General features: G+C 74.8%; 20 protein-coding genes. 3 read left to right on the top strand and 17 right to left on the bottom strand.

The annotated features are described in order from the left end of the window. Nucleotides 1-101: 101 nt before the first annotated feature. Both RM844_RS08900 and RM844_RS08895 read right to left on the bottom strand, forming a co-directional pair. The gene (locus tag RM844_RS08900; RefSeq protein WP_311666430.1) at nt 102-1,127 is read right to left on the bottom strand and encodes a peptidoglycan DD-metalloendopeptidase family protein; all 1,026 of its coding nucleotides are present in this window, start codon (nt 1,125-1,127) and stop codon (nt 102-104) included. A gap of 222 nt (nt 1,128-1,349) precedes the next feature. Continuing rightward, on the bottom strand, nt 1,350-2,402 hold the full coding sequence (locus RM844_RS08895) for an MBL fold metallo-hydrolase (RefSeq protein WP_311666429.1): 1,053 nt from the start codon (nt 2,400-2,402) through the stop codon (nt 1,350-1,352). Nucleotides 2,403-2,548: 146 nt separating this feature from the next. Between RM844_RS08895 and RM844_RS08890 the strand changes: the two genes are divergently transcribed. Continuing rightward, entirely contained in the window at nt 2,549-3,364 is an 816-nt protein-coding gene (locus tag RM844_RS08890; protein WP_311666428.1) for a methyltransferase domain-containing protein, read from the top strand. 724 nt (nt 3,365-4,088) lie between these two features. Here RM844_RS08890 and RM844_RS08885 read toward each other — a convergent pair. The 13 genes from RM844_RS08885 to RM844_RS08825 all read right to left on the bottom strand — a co-directional run bounded on the left by RM844_RS08885 (nt 4,089) and on the right by RM844_RS08825 (nt 16,622). Continuing rightward, a complete protein-coding gene (locus tag RM844_RS08885) occupies nt 4,089-4,583 on the bottom strand; it encodes an anthrone oxygenase family protein (protein WP_311666427.1) in 495 nt (164 codons plus the stop codon). 90 nt (nt 4,584-4,673) lie between these two features. Beyond that, nucleotides 4,674-5,663 carry a zinc-dependent alcohol dehydrogenase family protein gene (locus RM844_RS08880; RefSeq protein WP_311666426.1) on the bottom strand — a complete coding sequence of 330 codons (990 nt, stop codon included), beginning with the start codon at nt 5,661-5,663 and terminating at the stop codon, nt 4,674-4,676. After that, entirely contained in the window at nt 5,660-6,520 is an 861-nt protein-coding gene (locus tag RM844_RS08875) for a carbohydrate ABC transporter permease (protein WP_311666425.1), read from the bottom strand. Before RM844_RS08875 ends, RM844_RS08880 begins: the two co-directional genes overlap by 4 nt. Then, on the bottom strand, nt 6,517-7,506 hold the full coding sequence (locus RM844_RS08870) for a carbohydrate ABC transporter permease (protein WP_311666424.1): 990 nt from the start codon (nt 7,504-7,506) through the stop codon (nt 6,517-6,519). The genes RM844_RS08875 and RM844_RS08870 overlap by 4 nt, the downstream gene beginning before the upstream one ends. Beyond that, nucleotides 7,503-8,861, bottom strand: a complete 1,359-nt coding sequence (locus RM844_RS08865) for an ABC transporter substrate-binding protein (RefSeq protein WP_311666423.1) — start codon at nt 8,859-8,861, stop codon at nt 7,503-7,505. The genes RM844_RS08870 and RM844_RS08865 overlap by 4 nt, the downstream gene beginning before the upstream one ends. Nucleotides 8,862-8,945: 84 nt before the next feature. Continuing rightward, nucleotides 8,946-9,707 carry a DeoR/GlpR family DNA-binding transcription regulator gene (locus tag RM844_RS08860; RefSeq protein WP_311666422.1) on the bottom strand — a complete coding sequence of 254 codons (762 nt, stop codon included), beginning with the start codon at nt 9,705-9,707 and terminating at the stop codon, nt 8,946-8,948. A gap of 301 nt (nt 9,708-10,008) precedes the next feature. Further along, nucleotides 10,009-10,233, bottom strand: coding sequence for a LapA family protein (locus RM844_RS08855; RefSeq protein WP_311666421.1), 225 nt, complete (start codon nt 10,231-10,233; stop codon nt 10,009-10,011). 102 nt (nt 10,234-10,335) lie between these two features. Next, on the bottom strand, nt 10,336-10,752 hold the full coding sequence (locus RM844_RS08850) for a CBS domain-containing protein (RefSeq protein WP_311666420.1): 417 nt from the start codon (nt 10,750-10,752) through the stop codon (nt 10,336-10,338). Nucleotides 10,753-10,875: 123 nt separating this feature from the next. Continuing rightward, nucleotides 10,876-11,385, bottom strand: a complete 510-nt coding sequence (locus RM844_RS08845; RefSeq protein ID WP_311666419.1) for a mycothiol transferase — start codon at nt 11,383-11,385, stop codon at nt 10,876-10,878. Next, a complete protein-coding gene (locus RM844_RS08840) occupies nt 11,382-13,394 on the bottom strand; it encodes a S9 family peptidase (protein ID WP_311666418.1) in 2,013 nt (670 codons plus the stop codon). Before RM844_RS08840 ends, RM844_RS08845 begins: the two co-directional genes overlap by 4 nt. A gap of 74 nt (nt 13,395-13,468) precedes the next feature. Beyond that, nucleotides 13,469-14,869, bottom strand: coding sequence for a M20/M25/M40 family metallo-hydrolase (locus RM844_RS08835; protein WP_311666417.1), 1,401 nt, complete (start codon nt 14,867-14,869; stop codon nt 13,469-13,471). Continuing rightward, nucleotides 14,862-15,698 carry a M55 family metallopeptidase gene (locus tag RM844_RS08830; protein WP_311666416.1) on the bottom strand — a complete coding sequence of 279 codons (837 nt, stop codon included), beginning with the start codon at nt 15,696-15,698 and terminating at the stop codon, nt 14,862-14,864. The genes RM844_RS08835 and RM844_RS08830 overlap by 8 nt, the downstream gene beginning before the upstream one ends. A gap of 9 nt (nt 15,699-15,707) precedes the next feature. Further along, nucleotides 15,708-16,622, bottom strand: a complete 915-nt coding sequence (locus RM844_RS08825) for a helix-turn-helix transcriptional regulator (protein ID WP_311666415.1) — start codon at nt 16,620-16,622, stop codon at nt 15,708-15,710. Nucleotides 16,623-16,753: 131 nt separating this feature from the next. Between RM844_RS08825 and RM844_RS08820 the strand changes: the two genes are divergently transcribed. Next, nucleotides 16,754-17,578 (top strand): NAD(P)H-dependent oxidoreductase, encoded by an 825-nt coding sequence (locus tag RM844_RS08820; RefSeq protein ID WP_311666414.1) that lies wholly within the window; start codon nt 16,754-16,756, stop codon nt 17,576-17,578. Between the two features lie 66 nt (nt 17,579-17,644). Here RM844_RS08820 and RM844_RS08815 read toward each other — a convergent pair whose 3' ends face one another. Beyond that, complete coding sequence (locus RM844_RS08815) at nt 17,645-18,109, bottom strand: SRPBCC family protein (protein WP_311666413.1); 465 nt, start codon at nt 18,107-18,109, stop codon at nt 17,645-17,647. Nucleotides 18,110-18,376: 267 nt separating this feature from the next. Here RM844_RS08815 and RM844_RS08810 point away from each other — a divergent pair, with 267 nt between their 5' ends. Continuing rightward, complete coding sequence (locus tag RM844_RS08810; RefSeq protein WP_311666412.1) at nt 18,377-19,435, top strand: Rv2578c family radical SAM protein; 1,059 nt, start codon at nt 18,377-18,379, stop codon at nt 19,433-19,435. Nucleotides 19,436-19,466: 31 nt separating this feature from the next. On the opposite strand, the gene RM844_RS08805 is transcribed toward RM844_RS08810, so the two are convergent. Then, nucleotides 19,467-20,231: a Clp protease N-terminal domain-containing protein gene (locus RM844_RS08805; RefSeq protein ID WP_311666411.1), complete on the bottom strand. Its 765-nt coding sequence runs from the start codon at nt 20,229-20,231 to the stop codon at nt 19,467-19,469. Nucleotides 20,232-20,374: the final 143 nt, after the last annotated feature.

Below are 20,374 nucleotides of genomic sequence, written 5' to 3'. Positions count from 1 at the left end.
CGAGCACCCCCCCGAAGGCGCTCGCCGACCGGTCACGTCGCCCGGCCGGTCCGCCGGCCGGCCGCGTCGGGGCGGGCGCCCCGGACGCGGCCGGCGGCTGGTCAGCCGACCAGCGCGCGCCAGCTGACCGGGCCGGCGAGGCCGTCCCTGACCAACTGGTTGAGGCCCTGGAAGGTGCGGACGGCGGTGGCGGTCACGGAGCCGAAGGCGCCGTCGACGACGAGCCCCGCGCTCCGCTTGTTGAGCGCGGTCTGGAGGGCGCGCACATGGTCGCCGCTCGCGCCCTGCTGGAGTGAGTAGACCAGCGCCGGCCAGGTCTGCGGGCCGATCTGGCCGTCGGCGGTGAGACCCCTGGCCGCCTGGAAGGAGCGGGCCGCGGCGGCCGAGACGGAGCCGTAGTCGCCGTCCACCACCAGGCTGGCGCCGCGTTGGTTGAGCAGCAGCTGCACGGCGCGCACCCGTTGGCCGGCGGCGCCCGGGTTGAGGCGGGGCCAGCCGCCGTCGAGGTCCACGCCGCGGGCGGCCAGGAAGGAGACCGGGTTGACGACGCTGCCCAGGCTGCCGGAGTGGGTCTCGAAGTGCAGGTGGGGTCCGGTGACGTTGCCGGTGGCGCCCATGTCGGCGATGCGCTGGCCGGCGGCGACCCGCGCCCCGTTGGCCACCCGGAAGGCGTTGAGGTGGCCGTAGTAGGTGTAGACGCCGCCGGCGTGCTGGATGACGATGCCGTTGCCGGTGCGGCCGCCGATCACGCCGACGCCGCGACGGATCACGGTGCCGGCCGCCGCCGCGTAGACGGCGGTGCCGATCGGGTGGGAGATGTCCTGGCCGGCGTGCGGGCCGGCGCCCCGGGGCGCGCCGAAGTGACCGCCGGCCGGGAAGCGCCCCTGGGCCGAGGTGCACCAGGCGCCGTTGAGCGCCGCCGCGCCGACGTTCCGGGCGCCGGCCTCGGCGGCCTCGGCGTCCGGCGCGCCGGCGGCGTGCGCGCTGCCGGGCAGCCCGGTGAGGGCGAGCCCGACGCCGGCCCCGGCGCCGGCGAGCAGCGCGCGACGGGAGAATCCACGCGCGTAGCGTTCGGCCGGATGGTCATCGGTTCCCGCGCTGTCCCGCGCCGGATGGTCCTGGCACATGTGCCCGTCACTCTCCCCGCTGTCGAAGGCCGTCGCGCCTGATGGCACGCGTGAGGGCGGCCCTGGCTGTCAGGTGCAGGTCACGATAGCCGGGGAAACGCGCCACTGACAGCGGTCCGGCTGGCGAGAACCAGCCAGCGACCCACGCCAACCACGCGCGGCGGAGAAGAGGTTGGGGAGGAACCGGAACACCGCCCGCGGGTTCCGGTCGGCCGGCCGACGTCAGTCCCCGCTCCCCAGCACCCGGCTGGCGCCGATCGGCAGGTCCCACAGGTCCTCCGGCGGGCGGCCCGCAGCCCGCCAGGCCGCCCGCACCCGCACCAGCGGCTCCAACGGCGGCTCGGCGGAGAGCGAGAACGTACCCCAGTGCATCGGCGCCATCCGGTCGGCACCCAGGTCGGCGCAGGCCAGCACCGCCTCCTCCGGGTCGGTGTGCACCGGCCGCAGCAGCCACGGCGGGGCGTAGGCGCCGATCGGCAGCAGGGCCAGGTCGATGCCGGGATACCGGGCGCCGATCTCGGCGAACCAGTGGCCGTAGCCGGTGTCCCCGGCGAAGTAGACCCGCCGCCCGTCGGCGGCGGTGAGCAGCCAGCCGCCCCACAGGGTCCGACAGGTGTCCAACAGGCCGCGCCGCGACCAGTGGTGGGCCGGGACCAGGTCGAAGCACACCGGGCCGGCCGGCCCGGGCAGCTGGGCCGTCTCCCACCAGTCCAGCTCGGTGACCTGGTGGAACCCGCGGCGGCCGAACCACTCGCCGAGCGCGGCCGGCACGAAGACCGGGGTGTGCCTGGGCAACCGCTTGATGGTGGGCGCGTCCAGGTGGTCGTAGTGGTTGTGGGAGATCACCACGGCGTCCACCGCCGGGAGTTGGGACCAGGGCACGCCGACCGGGGTGAGCCGGGGCGGGGTGCCGAGGATCTTGCGGGACCAGACCGGGTCGGTGAGCACGGTCAGCCCGCCGATCCGGAGCACCCAGCTGGCGTGCCCGACCCAGCTGACCGCCACCTCGTCCGGGCCGACCTCGGGCACCGGCTCCGGCGCGAACGGCAGCCCGGCCGCCGCGTAGCGGGCGGCGGCGCCGGGCCGCAGCGCGCCCTGCCGGGCGGCCCGCAGCATCGCGCCGAGGCCGGGCAGCGGCTCGGTGAGCCGGTCGGCGAAGCCGCGCGGCCAGGCGCGCCGGCCGAACAGCGGGCGCGGCCGGGCCGCGGACGGCGGGGGCTCGCCGGCGGAAACGGGGCGTCTGGTGGGTCCACTGGGTTCGGTCCGGTCGGTCATCAGGCCTCCGATCTCCCGTATCCCAGCGCACCACGGGGCCCACGCGCGGCCCCTCCGGGCGACCGGCGGGCTGGTCCGATCCAGTGAACCCGTCCATTATTCGGAACACTCTTGCTCGGTATGCGAGACAGCGGCAGGGTGGTGGCATGTCGCATCCCACGCCGGAGACCGGCTACGTGCACGGCCATCACGACTCGGTGCTGCGCTCCCACCGCTGGCGCACCGCCGAGAACTCCGCCGCCTACCTGCTGCCCGAACTCCGCCCGAGGCTGGCCCTGTTGGACATCGGCTGCGGCCCGGGAACGCTCACCGCCGACCTGGCGGAGCGGGTGGCGCCCGGGCCGGTGACCGCGGTGGACCACGCGCCCGGCATCCTGCCGGCGGCCCGCGCCGAGGCCGCGGCGCGCGGCCTGACCCGGGTGCGGTTCGCGACGGCCGACGCGCACGCGCTGGACTTCGCCGACGACTCGTTCGACGTGGTCCACGCGCACCAGGTGCTCCAGCACCTGGCCGACCCGGTCGGCGCGTTGGCCGAGATGCGCCGGGTCTGCCGGCCCGGCGGGGTGGTCGCGGTGCGGGACGCCGACTACGGCGGAATGACCTGGTTCCCGGAGAGCCGGGGGCTGTCGACGTGGCGGGACCGCTACCGGGCGGTGGCCGCCGCCAGCGGGGGCGAGCCGGACGCCGGACGCCGGCTGCTGTCCTGGGCGCGGGCCGCCGGCTTCTCCTCGATCAGCGCGACCGCCTCGGTCTGGTGCTTCGCCGACGAGGGCGACCGCGCGTGGTGGAGCGGGCTGTGGGCGGAGCGGACCGAGGCGTCGACCTTCGCGGAGCTGGCCACCGCGGGCGGCCACGCCAGCACGGCCGAGCTGGCCGAATCGGCCGCGGCCTGGCGATCCTGGGGCGCGGCCGGGGACGGCTGGTTCCTGGTACCGCACGGCGAGCTGCTCTGCCGCCCCTGACCAGCGCGGGGCGCGGCCGGCCGGGGCGGACCCGTTGGGCGGCGGGAAGGACGGTCACGTCCGCCCAACCCCCGGCCGGAGCAGGCCCGGCCGCGCGGACCAGCGGCTGGCCGCCGACTCGACAGCCGACCCGGGCGGACCCGTTGGGCGGCGGGAAGGACGGTCACGTCCGCCCCGCTCGCCAACGGCCGGCCGGGACCGGCCCGTTGGATCGCGGGGCGGCGCGGCCGGGCCCGGCGAGTCCCTCAAAGGCGGACCACGCCCGTTGGGGCCACCAGCCCGCGGGACGTCACCGCGTGCGTGTCCGGCAGCGGCCGCGCAGCGGCCCGGGGCGTCACCAGGCCACGCGGCGAGGCCCAGCGCGGCTGGCCAACGGCCGCTCGGCGCCGTTCCGTTGCGCCGCCGGCACGCGGCGGGCCGGACGCCTTGACCCGACCACGGCCCGTGGCACGCCTGTCGCCCCCCTGGGGCCGCACGACAAGCCAGGCCGCCCGCCGCCGACAGGCCCGGCCCGGCCCCCTGCTCAAGGACGGTCCACGGCAGCCTCGTTCGGCTGCCGGATCGTAGAGCGACCCCGCGCCGGCCCGCCGTGCGTGGCGGCAATCGCCGCCCCGCCGGCCACGGCCGACCGCCCCGGCGGGCCCGTCGCCCCGCCGCCAAGGCGGGTGGCGATCCCCCGGCCGCAACACCCCTCCGTGGCCGGCCCGTTGGCGGTGCCCCGCGGTCAGCCCCGGGGCCAGAGGAGCAGGCCGAGACCGGTCAGGGCCACGGTGCCGACGGCGGCCACGGTGCGCAGCGCGTTGGCGCGGGTCCAGCGGGGCGCGAACTCCGCCCACAGCGCGGCGGCCCGCTCCGGCCCGTCGGCCGCGCCGCCGGCCAGCGCCTCGTTGAGGGGGACGTTCACCACGGCGGTCGGCAGGAAGGCGCCCAGCAGGTAGAGCAGGGCGGCGGCGAGGAAGGCGACCGCCGCCGCCCGGTGGCCGAGCGCCAGCAGCGCCACGCCGGTCAGCGCCGCCGTGACCGGGACGGCCACGAACGGGGTGAGGAAGAGCGGGTTGAGGATCTTCGCGTTCATCCCGCGCATGGCCGCCACCGCCGGCTCCGCGCCCAGCGTGCCGAGGCCCGGCAGCACGGAGACGGAGAAGGCGAAGAAGGTGCCGGCGATGACCGCCGCCAGGGTGAGGGTCACGAGCGCGCCGAGCGCGGCGAGAACTGTCATGTCCCCCAGTGAAGTCCCGCCGTGTGGCGGCGGCCATCGGTCACTCGCTCGGGCGCATAAGCGAGCGTCTCGGTGGCGCGTCCTGGCAGGTCAGGGCCGGACCACGATCTTCCGGCCCTGGCCGGCGGCGAACTGGTCGAGCGCCCGCGGGTAGTCGTCCAGCGGAAGCCGGTCGCTGATGAACACCGACGGGTCGAGCACGCCGGCGGCGAACAGGTCGGCGGCCCGCTCGTAGCTGTGCAGCACCGCCATCGAGCCGGTGATGGTGATCTCCTGGTTGTAGATCCGGTAGGGCTCGATCACCGCCCGGGCGGCGTAGTCGGCGACGCCGAACTGGAGGAAGGTGCCGGCCTTGGCGACCCGGCCCAGGCCGTCCTGGATGGCGGCGGCGTTGCCGGTGGCGTCCACCACGACGTCCCAGCCCTGCGGCCGGTCCAGCTCCTCGGCCGAGCCGGCGGTCCTGGAGCAGCCCAACGTCTCGGCGGTGGCGAGCCGTTCGGGGTTGATGTCGACCACGTCGACCCCGCTGGCGCCGGTCCGCTTGGCCAGTTCCAGCATCATCAGGCCCATGGTGCCCGAGCCGTAGATCAGCACCCGGGCGGCCAGCGTGGAGCGCAGCACGTCGTAGCCGCGCACCGCGCAGGACAGCGGCTCGATCAACGCCGCGTCCTCGGTGGCGACATGGTCGGGCAGCGGCACGCAGTTGGCGACCGGGGCGACGGCGTACTCGGCGGCGCCACCGGCCGTCGTGACGCCGATCGCCGCCCAGCGGTCGCACATGTTGTTGTGGCCGGTGCGACAGTAGCGGCACTCGTGGCAGTAGAGCGACGGGTCGACGGCGACCCGGTCACCCACGGCGCGTTCGGTGACCTCGGTCCCGACGGCCACCACCTCGCCGGCGAACTCGTGGCCCGGCACCACGGGCAGGGTGGGCGCGAACTCGCCCTGCCGGATGTGCAGATCCGTGCCGCACAGCCCGCAGGCGGCGACCCGGATCACCACCTGGCGGGGGCCCGGGGTTGGGTCGGGCACGGTCGTGACGGTGACCGTGCCGACGGATTCGATCAGGGCGGCTTTCACTTGACTGCTCCTAGCGACAGACCTTGGACGAGTTTGTCCTGGGCGGCGAAGCCGGCGGCGAGCACCGGCAGCGAGATGGCGATGGCGGCGGCGGACAGCTGGGCCAGGAAGAGTCCCTGGCTGGTGATGAAGCCGGTGAGGTGGACCGGGGCGGTCTCGGCCACCACGCCGGTCAGCACCCGGGCGAAGAGCAGCTCGTTCCAGCTGAAGATGAAGCAGATCAGCGCGGTGGCCGCGATGCCGGGCAGCACGATGGGCGCGATCACCCGGCCGAGCACCACCGGCAGCCGGGCGCCGTCGAGTTGGGCCGCCTCGATCACCGAGACCGGCACCTCGGCCAGGAAGGACTGGAGCATCCACACCGCGATCGGCAGGTTCATCGAGGTGTAGAGGAGGACCAGCAGCCAGACGTTGTCCAGCATCCCGGTGTTCCTGGCGAACAGGTAGATCGGCAGCAGGCCGGCGACGACCGGCAGCATCTTGGTGGACAGGAAGAAGAACAGCACGTCCCGCCAGCCCTTCACGGGCCGGATGGCGAGCGCGTAGGCCGCCGGCAGGGCCAGCAGCAGCACCAGCGCGGTGGAGGCCAGCGACGCGGTCATCGAGTTGATCAGCGGGGGCCAGGGCGTGGACCCGCCCGAGGTGTCGAAGAACGCGCGGTAGCCGTCCAGGGTGAGCGGCGCGGTGAGCGCCGGCGGGTTGCTGGCGGCGTCCGCCTCGCTGTGGAACGAGGTCAGCACCAGCCAGGCGACGGGCAGGAAGAACACCAGGCCGGCCAGCCAGGCCGCCAGGCCGAGTGCGGCGCTCTTGACCGAGCGCGGCTTCGAGGCCCGGACGGGGGCGGTGAGAGCGCTCATCCGCGGCTCCCCTCCTCACGGAAGAGCGAGGACACCACGCGCAGCGCCAGGACGGCGATGGCGAGGGAGCCGATGACCACCAGCACCCCGGCCGCCGAGGCCACTCCGTAGTCCTGTGCCTGGTAGAACTCGCGGTAGATGACATAGGGCAGGTTGGCGGTGTCGAGGCCGCCGCCGGTGAGGGTGTACACCGCCTCGAAGTTCTGCACGATGTAGATCGAGCCGAGCAGCGCGCCGAGTTCGAGGTAGCGGCGCAGGTGCGGCAGCGTCAGGTAGCGGAAGACCTGCCAGTTGCCGGCGCCGTCGATCCGGGCCGCCTCGGTCAGCTCCGGCGACCGGCTCTGCAGGCCGGCCAGCAGGATCAGCATCATGAACGGGGTCCACTGCCAGACCAGGGCGATCTCGACGGCCAGCAGCGGCATGTCGGAGATCCAGTCCGGCTGGGGCGCGGTGAACCCGAACAGGTCGCCGAACTTCGCCAACAGCCCGTTCAGCAGGCCGTACTCGGGGTTGAACAGCAGGTGCTTCCACATCAGCGCGGCGGCGATGGGGACCAGCAGGAACGGGGTGATGGTCATGGTGCGGACCAGCCCCCGGCCGCGGAACTTCCGGTCGAGCAGCAGCGCCAGCAGCAGCCCGAGGAGCAGGCTGACGACGACCACGGTGGCGGTCAGCAGCACGGTGGTGATGACCGCGTTGCGCAGGCTGGACTCGTTGAGTACGGACTGGTAGTTGTCCAGGCCGGTGAAGCCGCGGTCCTCCGGGTAGAGCGCGTTCCACTCGAAGAGCGAGATCACCAGCGTGGCGACGAACGGGAGTTGGGTGGCCACGATCAGGAAGACCAGGGCGGGCAGCAGCGGCGCTCTGGTGGCCCAGACCCGGGCGTTGCCGCCCCGGCCCCTGGGGCGGCCGCCCGCGGGGCGCTTGCCGGGGCGCTTTCCCGGGCCGCGGGGGTCGGTGGCGGCCGGGCGTTCGGTGGTGGTCATCGTTCGCGGTACCTCTCGGTCGCGGTCTCGGCCATCCGCTGCGCGGCGTCCAGGGCGTCCTGGACGCTCTGTTGGCCGGCGATGGCGGAGCTGATCTCCTGGGAGACCCCGGTGCCGAGGTCGGCGAACTCGGGGATGCCGACGAACTGCACGCCGGGGGCGGGGCGTTCCTGGACGCCGGGGCTGGCCGGGTCGGCCTCGCTGATGGCGTCCCTGGTCACCTCGTAGAAGGCGGCGGCGGCCTCCTGGTACCGCGGGTTCTCGTAGGTGGAGGCCCGCTTGCCGGCCGGGGCGTTCTCCCAGCCGAGGGTCTCGCCGACCAGTTCCTCGTACTCGGCGCTGGAGGCCCAGGAGATGAACTCCCAGGCGTCGTCCGGGTTTCCGGAGGAACGCTGGATGCCCCAGGCCCAGGTGTAGAGCCAGCCGGAGCTGTCGGTGACCTCCACCGGGGCGGCCACGTAGCCGATGTTGCCGCGCACCGGCGAGTCGGCCGCCTCCAACGAGCCGGCGCCCGCGGTGGCGTCGTACCACATCGCGGTGTTGCCCTGCACCATGTTGTTGAGGCACTCGGCGTAGCCGGACTGGGCGGCGCCCGCCTCCCCGTGCTCCCGGACGAGTTCGACGTAGAACTCGGTGGCCTCGACGAACTCCGGCGCGTTCAGCCGGGGTTCCCAGTCGGCGTCGAACCAGGTGCCGCCGTGCGTGTTGACGACGGTGGTCAGCGGCGCGATCACCTCGCCCCAACCGGGCAGCCCGCGCAGGCAGATGCCCTTCATCTCGGGCTCGGCCCCGTCCACCGCGGCGGCCAGTTCGGCCACCTCGGTCCAGGTGGGCCGCTCGGGCATGGTCAGCCCGTGCTCCTCGAAGACGTCGGTCCGGTACATCAGGAACGAGGACTCGCCGTAGAACGGCTGCGCGTAGACCTGGCCGTCGTCGCCGGTCAGCGAGGTCTGGATGGGCTCCAGGATGTCGTCCACCGCGTAGTCCGGGTCGTCCGCCAGGTAGGGGTCCAGCGGGCGCAGCCAGTTGTTCCTGGCGAAGATCGGCGTCTCGTAGTTGGAGATGGTGGCCACGTCGTACTGGCCCGACTGGTTGGCGAAGTCCTGGCCGATCTTGTCCCGGACCTCGTTCTCCGGCAGCACGGTGAAGTGCACCTCGATGCCGGTCTCCGCGGTGAAGTGATCGTCCGTCAGCTGTTGCAGCTGCGTCATCTGCGGGTTGTTGACCATCAGCACGTTGATGCTGTCCTCACCCGAGGTGCCGGAGCCGCCGGCTCCCGCACACGAGGTGAGCAGCAGTCCGGCGGCCGTGGTGGCCAACAGGACGCGCCGCTTTCGGCGGACATCTGGGGACATGTCAGGGGCTCCTGAGGGGATGGCGGCCGTGCGGGATCGCCCCACCCGCCTGGCCGGGGTCGGTTGGTTCGGTGCGCGGGCCGGTCAGACGCGGATGACCTGCGGCCCCTTCAACACGTAGCGCTGGGCCTCGGACGCGGGCAGCCGCAGACTGGTCACGATGGTGTCCAGGTCGGAGACGTCCGCGAAACGGCAGAAGCTGGCCGCGCCGAACTTGGTGTGGATGCCGGCGAAGACCCGGCGCCTGGAGGCCGCCAGCGCGCGGCGTTTGATCTCGGCGACCGCCGGGTCGGGGGTGGTCAGGCCGTGCTCCCTGGAGATGCCGTTGGCGCCGATGAAGCCCAGGTCGATCACGAAGCCGGAGAGCATGTCGGTGGCCCAGTGGTCGACCGTCGCCAGCGTCGCGTTCCGCACCCGGCCGCCCAGCAGCAGCACCGTGAACTCGTCGATCGTCGCCATCGCGCTGGCCACCGCCAACGAGGCGGTGACCAGGGTGAGTCGGCGGTCACGCGGCAGCGACTCGGCGATCAGCTGCGGGGTGTAGCCCTCGTCCACGAAGATGGTCTCGGCGTCGCCGACCAGTTCGGCCGCCGCCGCCGCGATCCGGCGCTTCTCCGGGACGTGCCGGGTCGAGCGGGCCGCCAGCGTGGTCTCGAAGCCCGCGCTCTCCACCGGATAGGCGCCGCCGTGGGTGCGCCGCAGCAGGCCGTGCGCCTCCAGCACCCGCAGGTCCCGCCGGATGGTCTCGCGGGCCACCTGCAACTCCTCGGCCAGCGCGGTCACCTCGACCGAACCCGACCGGCGCGCCGCCCGCACGATGGCACGTTGCCGCTCTACCGCTGCCAATGCCGCCTCCGCCACGGTCGCTGCTCCCGATGCGCTGCCCGATTGGGCCCGTACGGAGATTTGTACCCGCGACGCGGGGCGCGGCACAGGGGGTTCCCCTGGACGATCGTGCCCGGTTAAGCCCGCTTACCGGAACCGGCCCGTCCGCCACCGTGCTGTTCAGGGCGCCGGGTCCGCCCGCCCCCGGCGGGCGCCGGGCCCGTTTCCGCCCCGTTCGGCGCCCGGTCGTGGCCCGGACCGCGCCGGACGCCCGAGCGGGTGTCAGCGGGTCCGAACGGACGTGCCGGCCGGCCGGGCCGGATCAGCGGCGGCGCAACGTGTAGTGGCCGCAGAGCACCCCGATCACCAGGGTGCCCAGCAGCGCCAGCCAGAGCGGCATGGTGACCTCCGGGACCAGCAGCCTGATCCGGGTCTGCCGGGTGTTGCCGAAGATGAAGATCAGGGTGAGCGCCGCCACCACCAGCATGACGATCCGGCCGGGGGTGAAGAACTCGTGGCTGCGCGGGGCGCGGGTCCTCGTCGTCATGCCCCCAGGATGACCGCGAAGGCGGCCGCCCGCCCGCCGAGCGCGGCGGGGAGGCGGCCGCGGGCGGCGCCGTGGCGCGCCGGGCCCGCGGTCCGGCCCGGGTCAGGCGTAGACGCGCTCCACGAACTCGGCGAGCTGGTCGTCGGTCAGCGTCCTGGCCAGGTCGGCCTCGCTGATCATGCCGACCAGCCGCTTGTTCTCGTCGATCACCGGGAGCCGGCGGATCTGGTGGCTCTCCATCTCGGCCAGCACGTCGTCCACGCCGGCCACGCTGGAGATCCAGCGCGGGGTGCCCTCGCACAGGTCACCGGCGGTGGTCTTGCCGGGGTCCCGGCCGGCGGCCACGCAGCGCACCACGATGTCGCGGTCGGTGATGATGCCGCAGAGCCGTTCGTTCGGGTCGCTGACCGGTAGCGCGCCCACGTCCAGCTCGCGCATCAGCTGCGCGGCGCGGTCCAGGCTCTCGGTGGCCGGGATCCACTGGGCGCCGGGGTTCATCAGGTCGGCGGCGGTGGTCATGGGTCCTCCTCCTCGGGGTCCGCGTCAGGGGCCGTGTCGGCTGCCTCCCCTCCATGCTCCCCGCTCCGGCCGCGCTGCGCCATTCGGGTGGCCGCGCCCGGATTCCGACCGGTTCGCCCCGGATCACTTGCCGACCGAGCCGTCCGCCAGTTCCCTGGCGATGTCCAGGTGACCCAGGTGCCGGGCGTATTCCTGGACGACGTGGCAGAGCACCCAGCCGAGGGTCGGCGCCGCCTCGGTGACCCCGTCGAACCGGCCACCGACCGCGGACCGCTCGGTCAGCCCGGCGTCGCCGATCGCCACCCGGGACCGCTCGGCCTGCTCCCAGAAGCGGCGCCGCAGCTCGGCCACCGTGATCCCGTCCGGCACCCGCCAGCCGCCCGCCGGGGCCCGGTCGGCCCACGGCTCGGCCACCTGCTCGGCCCGGAAGCCCCAGACCAGCCAGCGCCGCTCCATCATCGCCAGGTGGAACACCAGTTGGGCCGGGGTCCAGGCGGACGGCACCCGGGAGGTGTGGAACTCCGCCTCGGACAGCCCGGCCAGCTTGTCCCAGAGCGCCGTGCGGCAGCCCTCCAGGTGGCCGAGCAGCAGGTCCCTCGGGTGGGCGATCTCCCGCGCCGGCTCGCCGCTCACCACCGCTCCCGCCCGGCCGCCAGGTCCAACGGTTTCAGGTCGGCCCGCGCGAAGCCGAACGCGTGGGCGTAGAGGGCGAGTTCGGCCTCCAGGGCGCGCTCTATGGTGGCCGCGCGGCGGAAGCCGTGCCCCTCGCCCTCGAAGGTCAGGTAGGCGTGCGGCACGCCCCGCCCGGCGACGGCGGCCAGCAGCCGCTCCGCCTGCTCGGGCCGGCAGATCGGGTCGTCCAGCCCCTGGAGCAGGACGAACGGCGCGGTGATCCGCTCCGCCCGGTGCACCGGGGAGCGCTCCCGGTACCGCTCGGGCACCTCGGCCAGCGGGCCGAGCAGCGACTCCAGGTAGCGGGACTCGAAGTCGTGGGTGCCGTCCGCCGTCCAGCCGGCGAGGTCGAGCAGCGGGTAGCTGATGGTGCCGGCGGCGTAGAGGTCGGCGGTCTCGGCGGCGCTCAGCGAGGCGGCGGTGGTGTAGCCGCCGGCGCTGCCGCCCCGGATCGCCAGCCGGCCGGCGGCCGCGCTGCCCTCGGCGACCAGCGCCCTGGCCACCGTGGCGCAGTCCTCGACGTCCACCACGCCCCACCGGCCGCGCAGCCGCTCCCGGTAGGCGCGGCCGTAGCCGGTCGAGCCGCCGTAGTTGACCTCGGCGACGCCGATGCCGCGCGAGGTGAAGTAGGCGATCTCCAGGTCGAGTACGAGGGGGGCGCGGCCGGTCGGGCCGCCGTGCGCCCAGACCACGAAGGGCGGGGCGGTCTCGGCCGGCCCCGGGTGGTCCGGGTGGCGCGGCGGATAGACCTGGGCGTGCACCTCGCGGCCATCGGGGCCGGTGAAGACCCGGGCCTCGGGCGCCGGCAGGTAGCCGGGGTCGACCGGGTCCCGGTGGTGCTCGGCGAGCACCCGGCAGTGGCCGGTGACCGTGTCCAGGGCGACCACCTCGTAGTGCCGGGTGGGGCCTGCGGCGATGCCCACCACCCGCTGTCCCCGCACGGCCAGCGCCGGCCACCACTCCGTCCAGGGCCCTGGCACGTCCGCCAACTCCCCGCTGGCCGGGTCGAGTACGCCGAGCCGCAGGTCGCCGGTGCCGTGCAGGACGGCGAGTGTGCCGTGCGGCAGCGGCGCCAGCCAGCGGGCGCCGACCTTCCACAGCGCGTCGGCGAACTCCTCCTCGCGCGGGCAGAGGTTGACCGCCTCGCCGGTCTCCGGGTCGACCCGGTGCGGCTGCCACCAGCCGGCCCGGTCGGTCAGGGCCAGCAGGGCGCCGTCCGGCGCCCACTCGACCTGCGCCACCGACTCGTCGGGGCCGCCCAGCAGGGTGCGGGGCGCGCCGAGGCGGCCGGCCTGGTCGAGGTCGGCGAGCAGCACCTCGGTGCCCTCCCAGGGCATCCCCGGGTGGTCCCAGGCCAACCAGGCCACCCGACGCCCGTCGGGCGCGAGCCGCGGGCCGGTCACGAACCGACGCCGGTCGTCCGTCAACTCCCGCACCGCCGAACGGTCCTCGGCGGCCGAGCCGTCCAGGGGGACGGCCGCCAGCAGCCGGCGCAGGTCGGTGGGGTTCGGGCCGGTGAACTCCTCCAGCACGCACCAGACCTCGCCGCGCTCGGGCAGCAGCACCGGGTCGCACCAGCGCAGCCCGGCGCCGACCGGGGAGAGCGGGGTGAGCGGCCGGGGCGCGGCGCCGCCCGGCGCGTCCGGCTCCACGGCGTACAGCCGCTGGTCACCGAAGTCGGTGAAGACCACCAGCGGCCCGCCCTCGCCCCTGGCGACGCCGGCCCAGGGCTGCCCGCCGTACTCGTGCACGCTGTTGCGCACGTTCCACGGCGGCGGCAGCACGACCTCCGGGGACCGCGCGTCCGGCCGCAGCCGCAGCAGGGCGCGGCGCCCGCCCTCGGCGGGGCGCGGCGCGGTCCACCAGACCTCGTCGCCGACCGCGCCGAGCGCCTCCGGTCGGCCGTCGTGCGCCGCGACCAGCGCGGCGTCGATCGGGGACGGCCAACTTCCGTACGGGGCGTGGGACATGGCAGTGATCACTCCCGGGAGTCAGAGAACGGAAACGGGGAACGTCCGGCGAACACAGCGGACGTGACGCGGTGTCAGAGCGAGCGGATGGCGCGGTCCAGCACCCGCACGCCGAAGTGCAGCGCGCTCACCGGCACCCGCTCGTCCACCCCGTGGAACATCGCCTGGTAGTCGAAGCCCTCGGGCAACCGCAGCGGCATGAAGCCGTAGTTGACCACGCCCAGCCGGGAGAACTGCTTCGCGTCGGTGCCGCCCGACATGCAGTAGGGCACCACCGCCGCCTCGGGGTCGAAGTGGCGCAGCGCGTCCCGCAGCGTCGCGTAGGTGCCGCTGTCGACCGGGGCCTGGAGCGGGATCTCGTGGTGCAGGAAGTCCCACTCCACGTCGGGGCCGGTGAGTTGGTCCAGCGTGGCGGCGAACTCGCGCTCGGCGCCCGGCAGTACCCGACCGTCCACCTGCGCCGAGGCGCTGCCCGGAATCACGTTCACCTTGTAACCGGCCGCCAGCACCGTGGGGTTGGTGCTGTTCCGCACGGTGGGGGCGAGCAGCCCGGCGGCCGGGCCGAGCCGGGCCAGCAGGCCGTCCACCGCGGCGGCCAGCCGGTCCGGGTCCGGCTCGTCGAGGTCGGGCAGCGGCACGTCGTAGAGCGCGGCCAGCTCGGTGAGGCCGGCGCGCACCGTCTCGGTGAGCCGGACGGGCCAGCGGTGGTCGCCGATCCGGGTCACGGCGGCGGTGAGCCGGGTGACCGCGTTGGCCGCGTTGATCTTGGAGCCGTGGCCGGCCCGGCCCCTGGCGGTGAGGGTCAGCCAGGCGGTGCCGCGCTCCCCCGCCGCCAGCGGGTAGAGCCGCCGGCCGTCGCCCGGGTGGAAGGTGAACGCGCCGGACTCGCCGATGGACTCGGTGCAGCCGTCGAAGAGATCGGCGTGCTGGTCGGCGAGGAAGCCGGAGCCGTAGGCCGCGGTGTCCTCCTCGTCGGCGGTGAACGCCAGCACCACCGACCGCCGCGGGCGCACCCCGGCGCGCGCCCAGGCGCGCACCAGCGCGAGCACCATGGCGTCGGCGTCCTTCATGTCCACCGCGCCGCGCCCCCAGACCACCCCGTCGCTGACCTCGCCGGAGAACGGGTGCACCCGCCACTCGTCGGGATCGGCCGGAACCACGTCCAGGTGGCCGTGGACCAGCAGCGCGTCCGCCGTCGGGTCGGTGCCCTCGATCCTGGCCACCACGTTGCCGCGGCCCGGCGCCTTCTCCAGCACCCGCGGTTCGAGGCCGGCCTCGGCCAGCCGCTCGGCGACGTACTCGGCCGCCGGCCGCTCGTGGCCCTCGCCGCCGCCACGGTTGGTGGTGTCGATCCGGATCAGCTCGGCGGTGAACCGCACCACCTCGTCGAGCGCGGTGGCGTCCACCGGGCCGCCGGCGTCCGGGAGTCGCGGACCGGCGTCGGTGGGCGGGGCGGGGGCGTTCGGGTCAGCCATACCATTCCTCCACGGCGGCGGACACCATCGTGGTGACCGCCTTGAAACAGCGGATTCCGTCGTACATGTTCGGCGCGGTGAAGGCGACGCGTCGCTCGCCGGTCTGCTCGACGCCGGGGACCGGGGTGGCGGCGCCGGCCAGCTGCTCGGCGTCGAACTCGATCTCGAACCGGCGCGGGGTGGGCGCGGCCGGCGGGTGCCGCACCGCCAGCGCGGCGGCCCGGGTGGCGCCCTCCGTGATGTCGGCGGCGGTGCGCGCGGGGGTGCGGCAGACCGCCGCGTAGCGGGAGACGTAGTCCTTGACGGCGACGCCGACCGCCGTCGGGGCGTACCGCTCGGCGTCCCTGACGGTCAGGTCGTCACCGGTGACCAGCACCACGGGGGTGCCGAACTCGGCGACCACCAGCGCGTTGAGCAGTCCCTCGCTGGCCCGGACGCCGTCCACGAAGACGCCGGTCAGCGAGTTGCCCAGGTAGGTGTGGGCCAGCACCCCGGCGTCCCCGGCGCCGGTGTGGTACCCGACGAAGGCGATCCCGTCGACGTCCCCGTGCTGGACGCCCTCGACCATGCTGAGCGCCTTGTGCCGGCCGGTGAGCAGCTGGGCGCGGTCGTCCAGCCGCTCCAACAGCAGGTTGCGCATGGTCATATGGGCCTCGTTGACCAGCACCTCGTCGGCGCCGCCGGCCAGGAAGCCGGCGATCGCCGCGTTCACGTCCGAGGTGAGCAGCGGCCGGCAGCGCTGCCACTCCGGGGTGCCCGGCAGGCAGTCCGCCGGCCAGGTGACCCCGGTGGCGCCCTCCATGTCGGCCGAGATGAGGATCTTCGTCATGGGGCGACGCTACCCCCGCGTAGCGCCCCCAGCCAGGCCCAGCGCCTCCGCGTCGGCCGGCGGCTCGGCGAGTCGGCGCAGCGCGGCGGCGGCCGGGCTGCCGGGCGCGGCCGAGTAGACGTGCAGCCGCTGGCCGGTGCGACCGTCGGCCGGGGGCACGTGCAGCGTCTCGGAGTCGAGGTCGAGCACGCCGAGCGCCGGGTGCCGGAAGCGCTTGCGGCCCACCGTGCACCGCCGCACGTCGCCGTCCTCCCACAGCTCCCGGAACGGGCCGCTGCGCTCGGTCAACTCCGCCACCAGCGCGGCGAGTCGGGCGTCCTCGGGGTAGCGACCCACGGCGTGCCGCAGCAGCGCCACGTCCTCCCCGCGCCGGGTCCGCAGGTCGGGGAAGAGCCGGCGCGCGGCCGGGTCGAGGAAGAGGAACCTGGCCTGGTTGCGGTCCCGGGCCGCCGGGTCGTCCAGGCCGCCGAAGAGCGCGCCGCCCAGCGCGTTCCAGGCCAGCACGTCCAGCCGCTCGTCCAGGACCACGGCCGGCAGGCCCGGCATGCCGGCCAGCACCCGGCGCAGCTCGTCGCGGACCGGCGGCGGCTCGGCGGCCGGCGGGGCGGTGGCCGCGCCGCGCGGCCGGTGCGCCAGGGTGGCCAGGTGGCGGCGCTCGACGTGGTCCAGTCGGAGCGCCCCGGCCAGCGCGTCCAGCACCTCGTCCGACGGCTGGGTGGCGCGGCCCTGCTCCAACCGCACGTAGTAGTCCACGCTGATGCCGGCGAGCTGCGCCAGCTCCTCCCGGCGCAGCCCGCGCACCCGGCGCCGCCGGCCGGCGGTCAGGCCCACGCTCTCCGGCGCGACCCGGCCCCGGCGCACCCGCAGGAAGGCGCCCAACTCCCGTCCGCTGTCCCGCGTCACCGCCGCCACCCGTCCCGTCATCCCTCCAGTATGCGGCCGGTCTCGCCGGGGCGGCCGCCCGCCCATCCTGGTACCGGCAGTACCGGGAACGGCGGTCCCCAGGCCCGGCCGGGTGCTGGCTGAACCGGCTGTGAGCTGCGAGAACTGGGGGCATGACCGAGAACTCGACCACCTCGGGGGAACGCGCCCCGGGCTCCGTCCCCGATCCGGCGGGCGCCCGCCGGGTGCTGATCGTCAGCGCGCACCCCGACCCCCGGTCCCTGACCGCCTCGTTGACCGGCTTCGCCGCCGACGAACTGCGCCGCGCCGGGCACGAGGTGCGGATATCCGACCTGTACGCGATGAAGTGGAAGGCGGTGCTGGACGCCGACGACTTCCCGAGCCGGCCCGCCGGCGACCGGCTCGACGTGATGGCCGCCTCCGAACACGCCTACGCGACCGGGACGTTGACGGCTGACGTGCGGGCCGAGCAGGAGCGGCTGCGGTGGGCGGACGCGGTGATCCTCCAGTTCCCCCTCTGGTGGGGCGCGGTGCCGGCGATCCTCAAGGGCTGGCTCGACCGGGTGCTCAGCGGCGGCTTCGCCTACGGCGAGAACGCCAAGCCGCCCTACGGCGAGGGGGAGTTGGCCGGCCGGCGGGCGCTGGTCTCGGTGACCCACGGGGCGGGGAGCCCGTCGCTGGCGGCCCGGGGGATCCACGGGCCGCTGCCGGAGCTGCTCTTCCCGCTCCAGCACGGGGCGCTGTTCTTCCTCGGCATGTCGGTGCTGGAGCCGTTCGCGGTGCCGGACGCAGCCGATCTCGACCCGGCCGGCTACCGGGCGGCGACCGCCGGCTACCGGGCCAGGCTGGCCGGGCTGTTCACCGAACAGCCGCTGCCCTACCGGCGGTTGACCGACGAGGAGTACACCAGGGAGCTGGCGCTCCGGCCGGGGCGGGAGCGGCCCGGCAGCACGGGGTTCGGCCTGCACCTGCGGTGACGACACGGTGAGCCGTCGGCGGGCCCGGTGGTCGGCGGGCCCCGGACGGGGTGCCCCGGGGGGCGGTCAGCTGGACTCCGGCGCCGCCGGCTCCACCTCGGCGGCCAGGTTGGCCAGCACCCGCTCGTAGACCCCGTTCAACACCCGTGGCGCGAAGAGCCGTTCGAAGAAGCCGCCGATGCCGCCGGCGCTCTCCCAGACCGTGCGGACGGTGATCCGGGACTGGTCGTCGCCGCCGTCCGGCTGAACCGTCCACGTTGTGGTCAGGGTGGAGTTCCGGTCCTTCTCCACCAGGGTGCGCTCCGCCGGCTCGTCGATCTCCAGCAGGCACTCCCGCACCCGCTTCCTGGTGGCGTGCAGCCGCAGGAAGATCACCGTGCCGGCGCCCTGGCCGCCCTCGCGGACCTCGTAGTCGGTGAACTCCTCGGGCAGCAGTCTCGGGTGGGTCTCCTGGTAGTCCGCGATCGCCGCGTAGACCACCTCCGGCCTGGCGGCGATCCCGCGCCGCGCCTCGACCTCGACCTGCGCCATGTCCGCACTCCCTCTCCTGTGATCGCCCGCGACGCGGCCCGGGTGTCCCGTCGCCGACGCGGGTGTTGCTGGGTCGTACCCACAATTCCCGCCGCCCATCGCGGACTTCACCCTACGCAGCCGAAGGGCGGAGCGGTGTTCGAATCCGGCGGCCCGGCCGGCACCCGGCGGCGCGCCCGGCCGGGCCGGCCGGAGCGCGCTTGACAGCGCATATTCGAACATGTGTCCTATAGCTGTGCACCACCACCGCAGCGAGGAGGCCCCACCGTGCGCTGGACCAACCTGACCGACAGCACCCGCGCCGCCCCCACGCTCTTCGGCACCGACGTGGTCAGCCGGACCATCGACACCCCGGAGTTCCGTGGGGTGACCTTCCACGAGGTGCGGGCGAGGTCCGTCATCAACCGGGTGCCGGGCGCCTCCCGGATGCCGTTCACCCACACCGTGAACCCCTACCGCGGCTGCACCCACGCCTGCGTCTACTGCTTCGCCCGCAAGACGCACAGCTACCTGGACCTGGACACCGGCCTCGACTTCGACTCCCAGATCGTGGTCAAGGTGAACGCCCCGGAGCTGCTGCGCCGCGAGCTCGCGGCGCCCGGCTGGCGGGGCGAGCACATCGCGATGGGCACCAACGTCGACACCTACCAGCGGGCCGAGGGTCGGTACCGGCTCATGCCGGGCATCATCAGGGCGCTGCGGGACCGGGCCAACCCGTTCTCCATCCTCACCAAGGGCACCCTGATCCTGCGGGACCTGCCGCTGCTCCGGGAGGCGGCCGCCGTCACCGAGGTGGGGATCTCCGTCTCGGTCGGCCTGCTGGACGCCGAGCTGTGGCGCACCGTGGAGCCCGGCACGCCGGCGCCCGAGCGGCGGCTGGACGTGGTGCGCGCCCTCAGCGAGCAGGGCATCCCCTGTTCGGTGCTGATGGCCCCGGTGCTGCCCTACCTCGCCGACTCGCCGGCCCGGCTGCGCGAGACGGTGCGCGCGGTGGCCGCCGCCGGCGCCACCTCGGTCACCCCGCTCGCGCTGCACCTGCGCCCGGGCGCCCGGGAGTGGTTCATGGCCTGGCTGGCCAGGCACCACCCGGGGCTGGTGCGCCGCTACGAGGTGCTCTACGCGGACGGCGCCTACGCGCCCCGCTGGTACCAGCGGCGGATCACCGGCCAGGTGCACGAGCTGGCCGCCGAGTACGGGATCGGCCCGGCCCGGCCCGGCGCGCACCGCTTCCGGTCGCCGGAGCGCGCCGAGACCGACGCGCCGGAGAGCACGCCGGCGCCCGCCACGACCCCCGCGCCGGGCGCCACCCAGCTCACCCTGCTGTGAGCCGAGGGCGCCCGGCCACGGGGCGGGCGGCTCAGTCAGCCGCCGGCTTCGGCTGCATCGCGAAGGCCTCCAGGGCCCGCCGCAACAGCTCCTCGGTGGTCGACTTGTCGAGGCCGAGGTCGCTCAGCAGCCCGGCGCCGTTCTCGAACTCCAGCAGCGCCAGCAACAGGTGCTCGGTGCCGATGTAGTTGTGCCCCAACCGCAGCGCCTCCCGATAGGTCAGCTCCAGCACCTTGCGGGCCGCGGCGTCGTACGGCACCAGCGAGGGCGGCTCAGCCGCCGGCGCCGGCAGCGCCGCCCGGGCGGCCCGCCCCAGGTCGTCGAGCGAGACCCCCTGCTCGGCGACGACCAGCCCGGCCAGGCTCTTCGGGTCGACGACCAGCCCCAGCACCAGGTGCACCGGGGCGACCTCGGCGCTGGCCGCGCCGCGCGCCGCCTCGTGCGCCGCGACGATCGTCGCCTTGGCGCGCGGGGTGTAGCGGGCGAAGCCCTCCTGCGCGTCCAGCCCGCCCCCCGGTCCCGGACTCCCGGCAGCGCCGGGGCCCTTGGGGACGAACCGCTTCTGGGCGGCCTGCCGGGTGACCCCCATGCTCTGGCCGATCTCCGTCCAGGAGGCCCCCGAGCGGCGGGCCTGGTCCACGAAGTGGCCGATCAGGTGGTCCGCCAGCTCCCCGAGGTGGTCGGCGGCGATCACCGCGTCGGAGAGCTGGTCGAGGGCGTCCGAGTGGGACTTCTTGATGGCCTCGATCAGATCGTCGAGGCGTACCGGATGAGTCGTGCGCTCCTGCTCCGTCATGCTGTCAACCTTAGGTTGACAGTGCGCCGACCGTCAACCCCAGGTTGACAGTAGGGCGCCGCAGGGCGCCCGGACGCGACAACACCGGCCCAGCGGGCCGCGGTTGACCGCCCCGGCACCCGGGCGGTGGCCGGCCGACCCGC

Origin of the sequence: Streptomyces chisholmiae (assembly GCF_031845445.1) — a bacterium.
GTDB classification, from domain to species: Bacteria; Actinomycetota; Actinomycetes; order Streptomycetales; family Streptomycetaceae; genus Streptomyces; species Streptomyces chisholmiae.
The sequence above is the reverse complement of the archived record's forward strand: the minus strand, read 5'-3'. Positions and strand labels throughout refer to the sequence as shown.

Coding starts and splice junctions, on each gene's coding strand:
- RM844_RS08805 (WP_311666411.1), bottom strand. CDS start 20,231: ATGACGGAGCAGGAGCGCACGACTCATCCGGTACGCCTCGACGATCTG.
- RM844_RS08895 (WP_311666429.1), bottom strand. CDS start 2,402: ATGACCGACCGGACCGAACCCAGTGGACCCACCAGACGCCCCGTTTCC.
- RM844_RS08830 (WP_311666416.1), bottom strand. CDS start 15,698: ATGACGAAGATCCTCATCTCGGCCGACATGGAGGGCGCCACCGGGGTC.
- RM844_RS08890 (WP_311666428.1), top strand. CDS start 2,549: ATGTCGCATCCCACGCCGGAGACCGGCTACGTGCACGGCCATCACGAC.
- RM844_RS08875 (WP_311666425.1), bottom strand. CDS start 6,520: ATGAGCGCTCTCACCGCCCCCGTCCGGGCCTCGAAGCCGCGCTCGGTC.
- RM844_RS08835 (WP_311666417.1), bottom strand. CDS start 14,869: ATGGCTGACCCGAACGCCCCCGCCCCGCCCACCGACGCCGGTCCGCGA.
- RM844_RS08870 (WP_311666424.1), bottom strand. CDS start 7,506: ATGACCACCACCGAACGCCCGGCCGCCACCGACCCCCGCGGCCCGGGA.
- RM844_RS08850 (WP_311666420.1), bottom strand. CDS start 10,752: ATGACCACCGCCGCCGACCTGATGAACCCCGGCGCCCAGTGGATCCCG.
- RM844_RS08825 (WP_311666415.1), bottom strand. CDS start 16,622: ATGACGGGACGGGTGGCGGCGGTGACGCGGGACAGCGGACGGGAGTTG.
- RM844_RS08840 (WP_311666418.1), bottom strand. CDS start 13,394: ATGTCCCACGCCCCGTACGGAAGTTGGCCGTCCCCGATCGACGCCGCG.
- RM844_RS08820 (WP_311666414.1), top strand. CDS start 16,754: ATGACCGAGAACTCGACCACCTCGGGGGAACGCGCCCCGGGCTCCGTC.
- RM844_RS08865 (WP_311666423.1), bottom strand. CDS start 8,861: ATGTCCCCAGATGTCCGCCGAAAGCGGCGCGTCCTGTTGGCCACCACG.
- RM844_RS08885 (WP_311666427.1), bottom strand. CDS start 4,583: ATGACAGTTCTCGCCGCGCTCGGCGCGCTCGTGACCCTCACCCTGGCG.
- RM844_RS08855 (WP_311666421.1), bottom strand. CDS start 10,233: ATGACGACGAGGACCCGCGCCCCGCGCAGCCACGAGTTCTTCACCCCC.
- RM844_RS08900 (WP_311666430.1), bottom strand. CDS start 1,127: ATGTGCCAGGACCATCCGGCGCGGGACAGCGCGGGAACCGATGACCAT.
- RM844_RS08815 (WP_311666413.1), bottom strand. CDS start 18,109: ATGGCGCAGGTCGAGGTCGAGGCGCGGCGCGGGATCGCCGCCAGGCCG.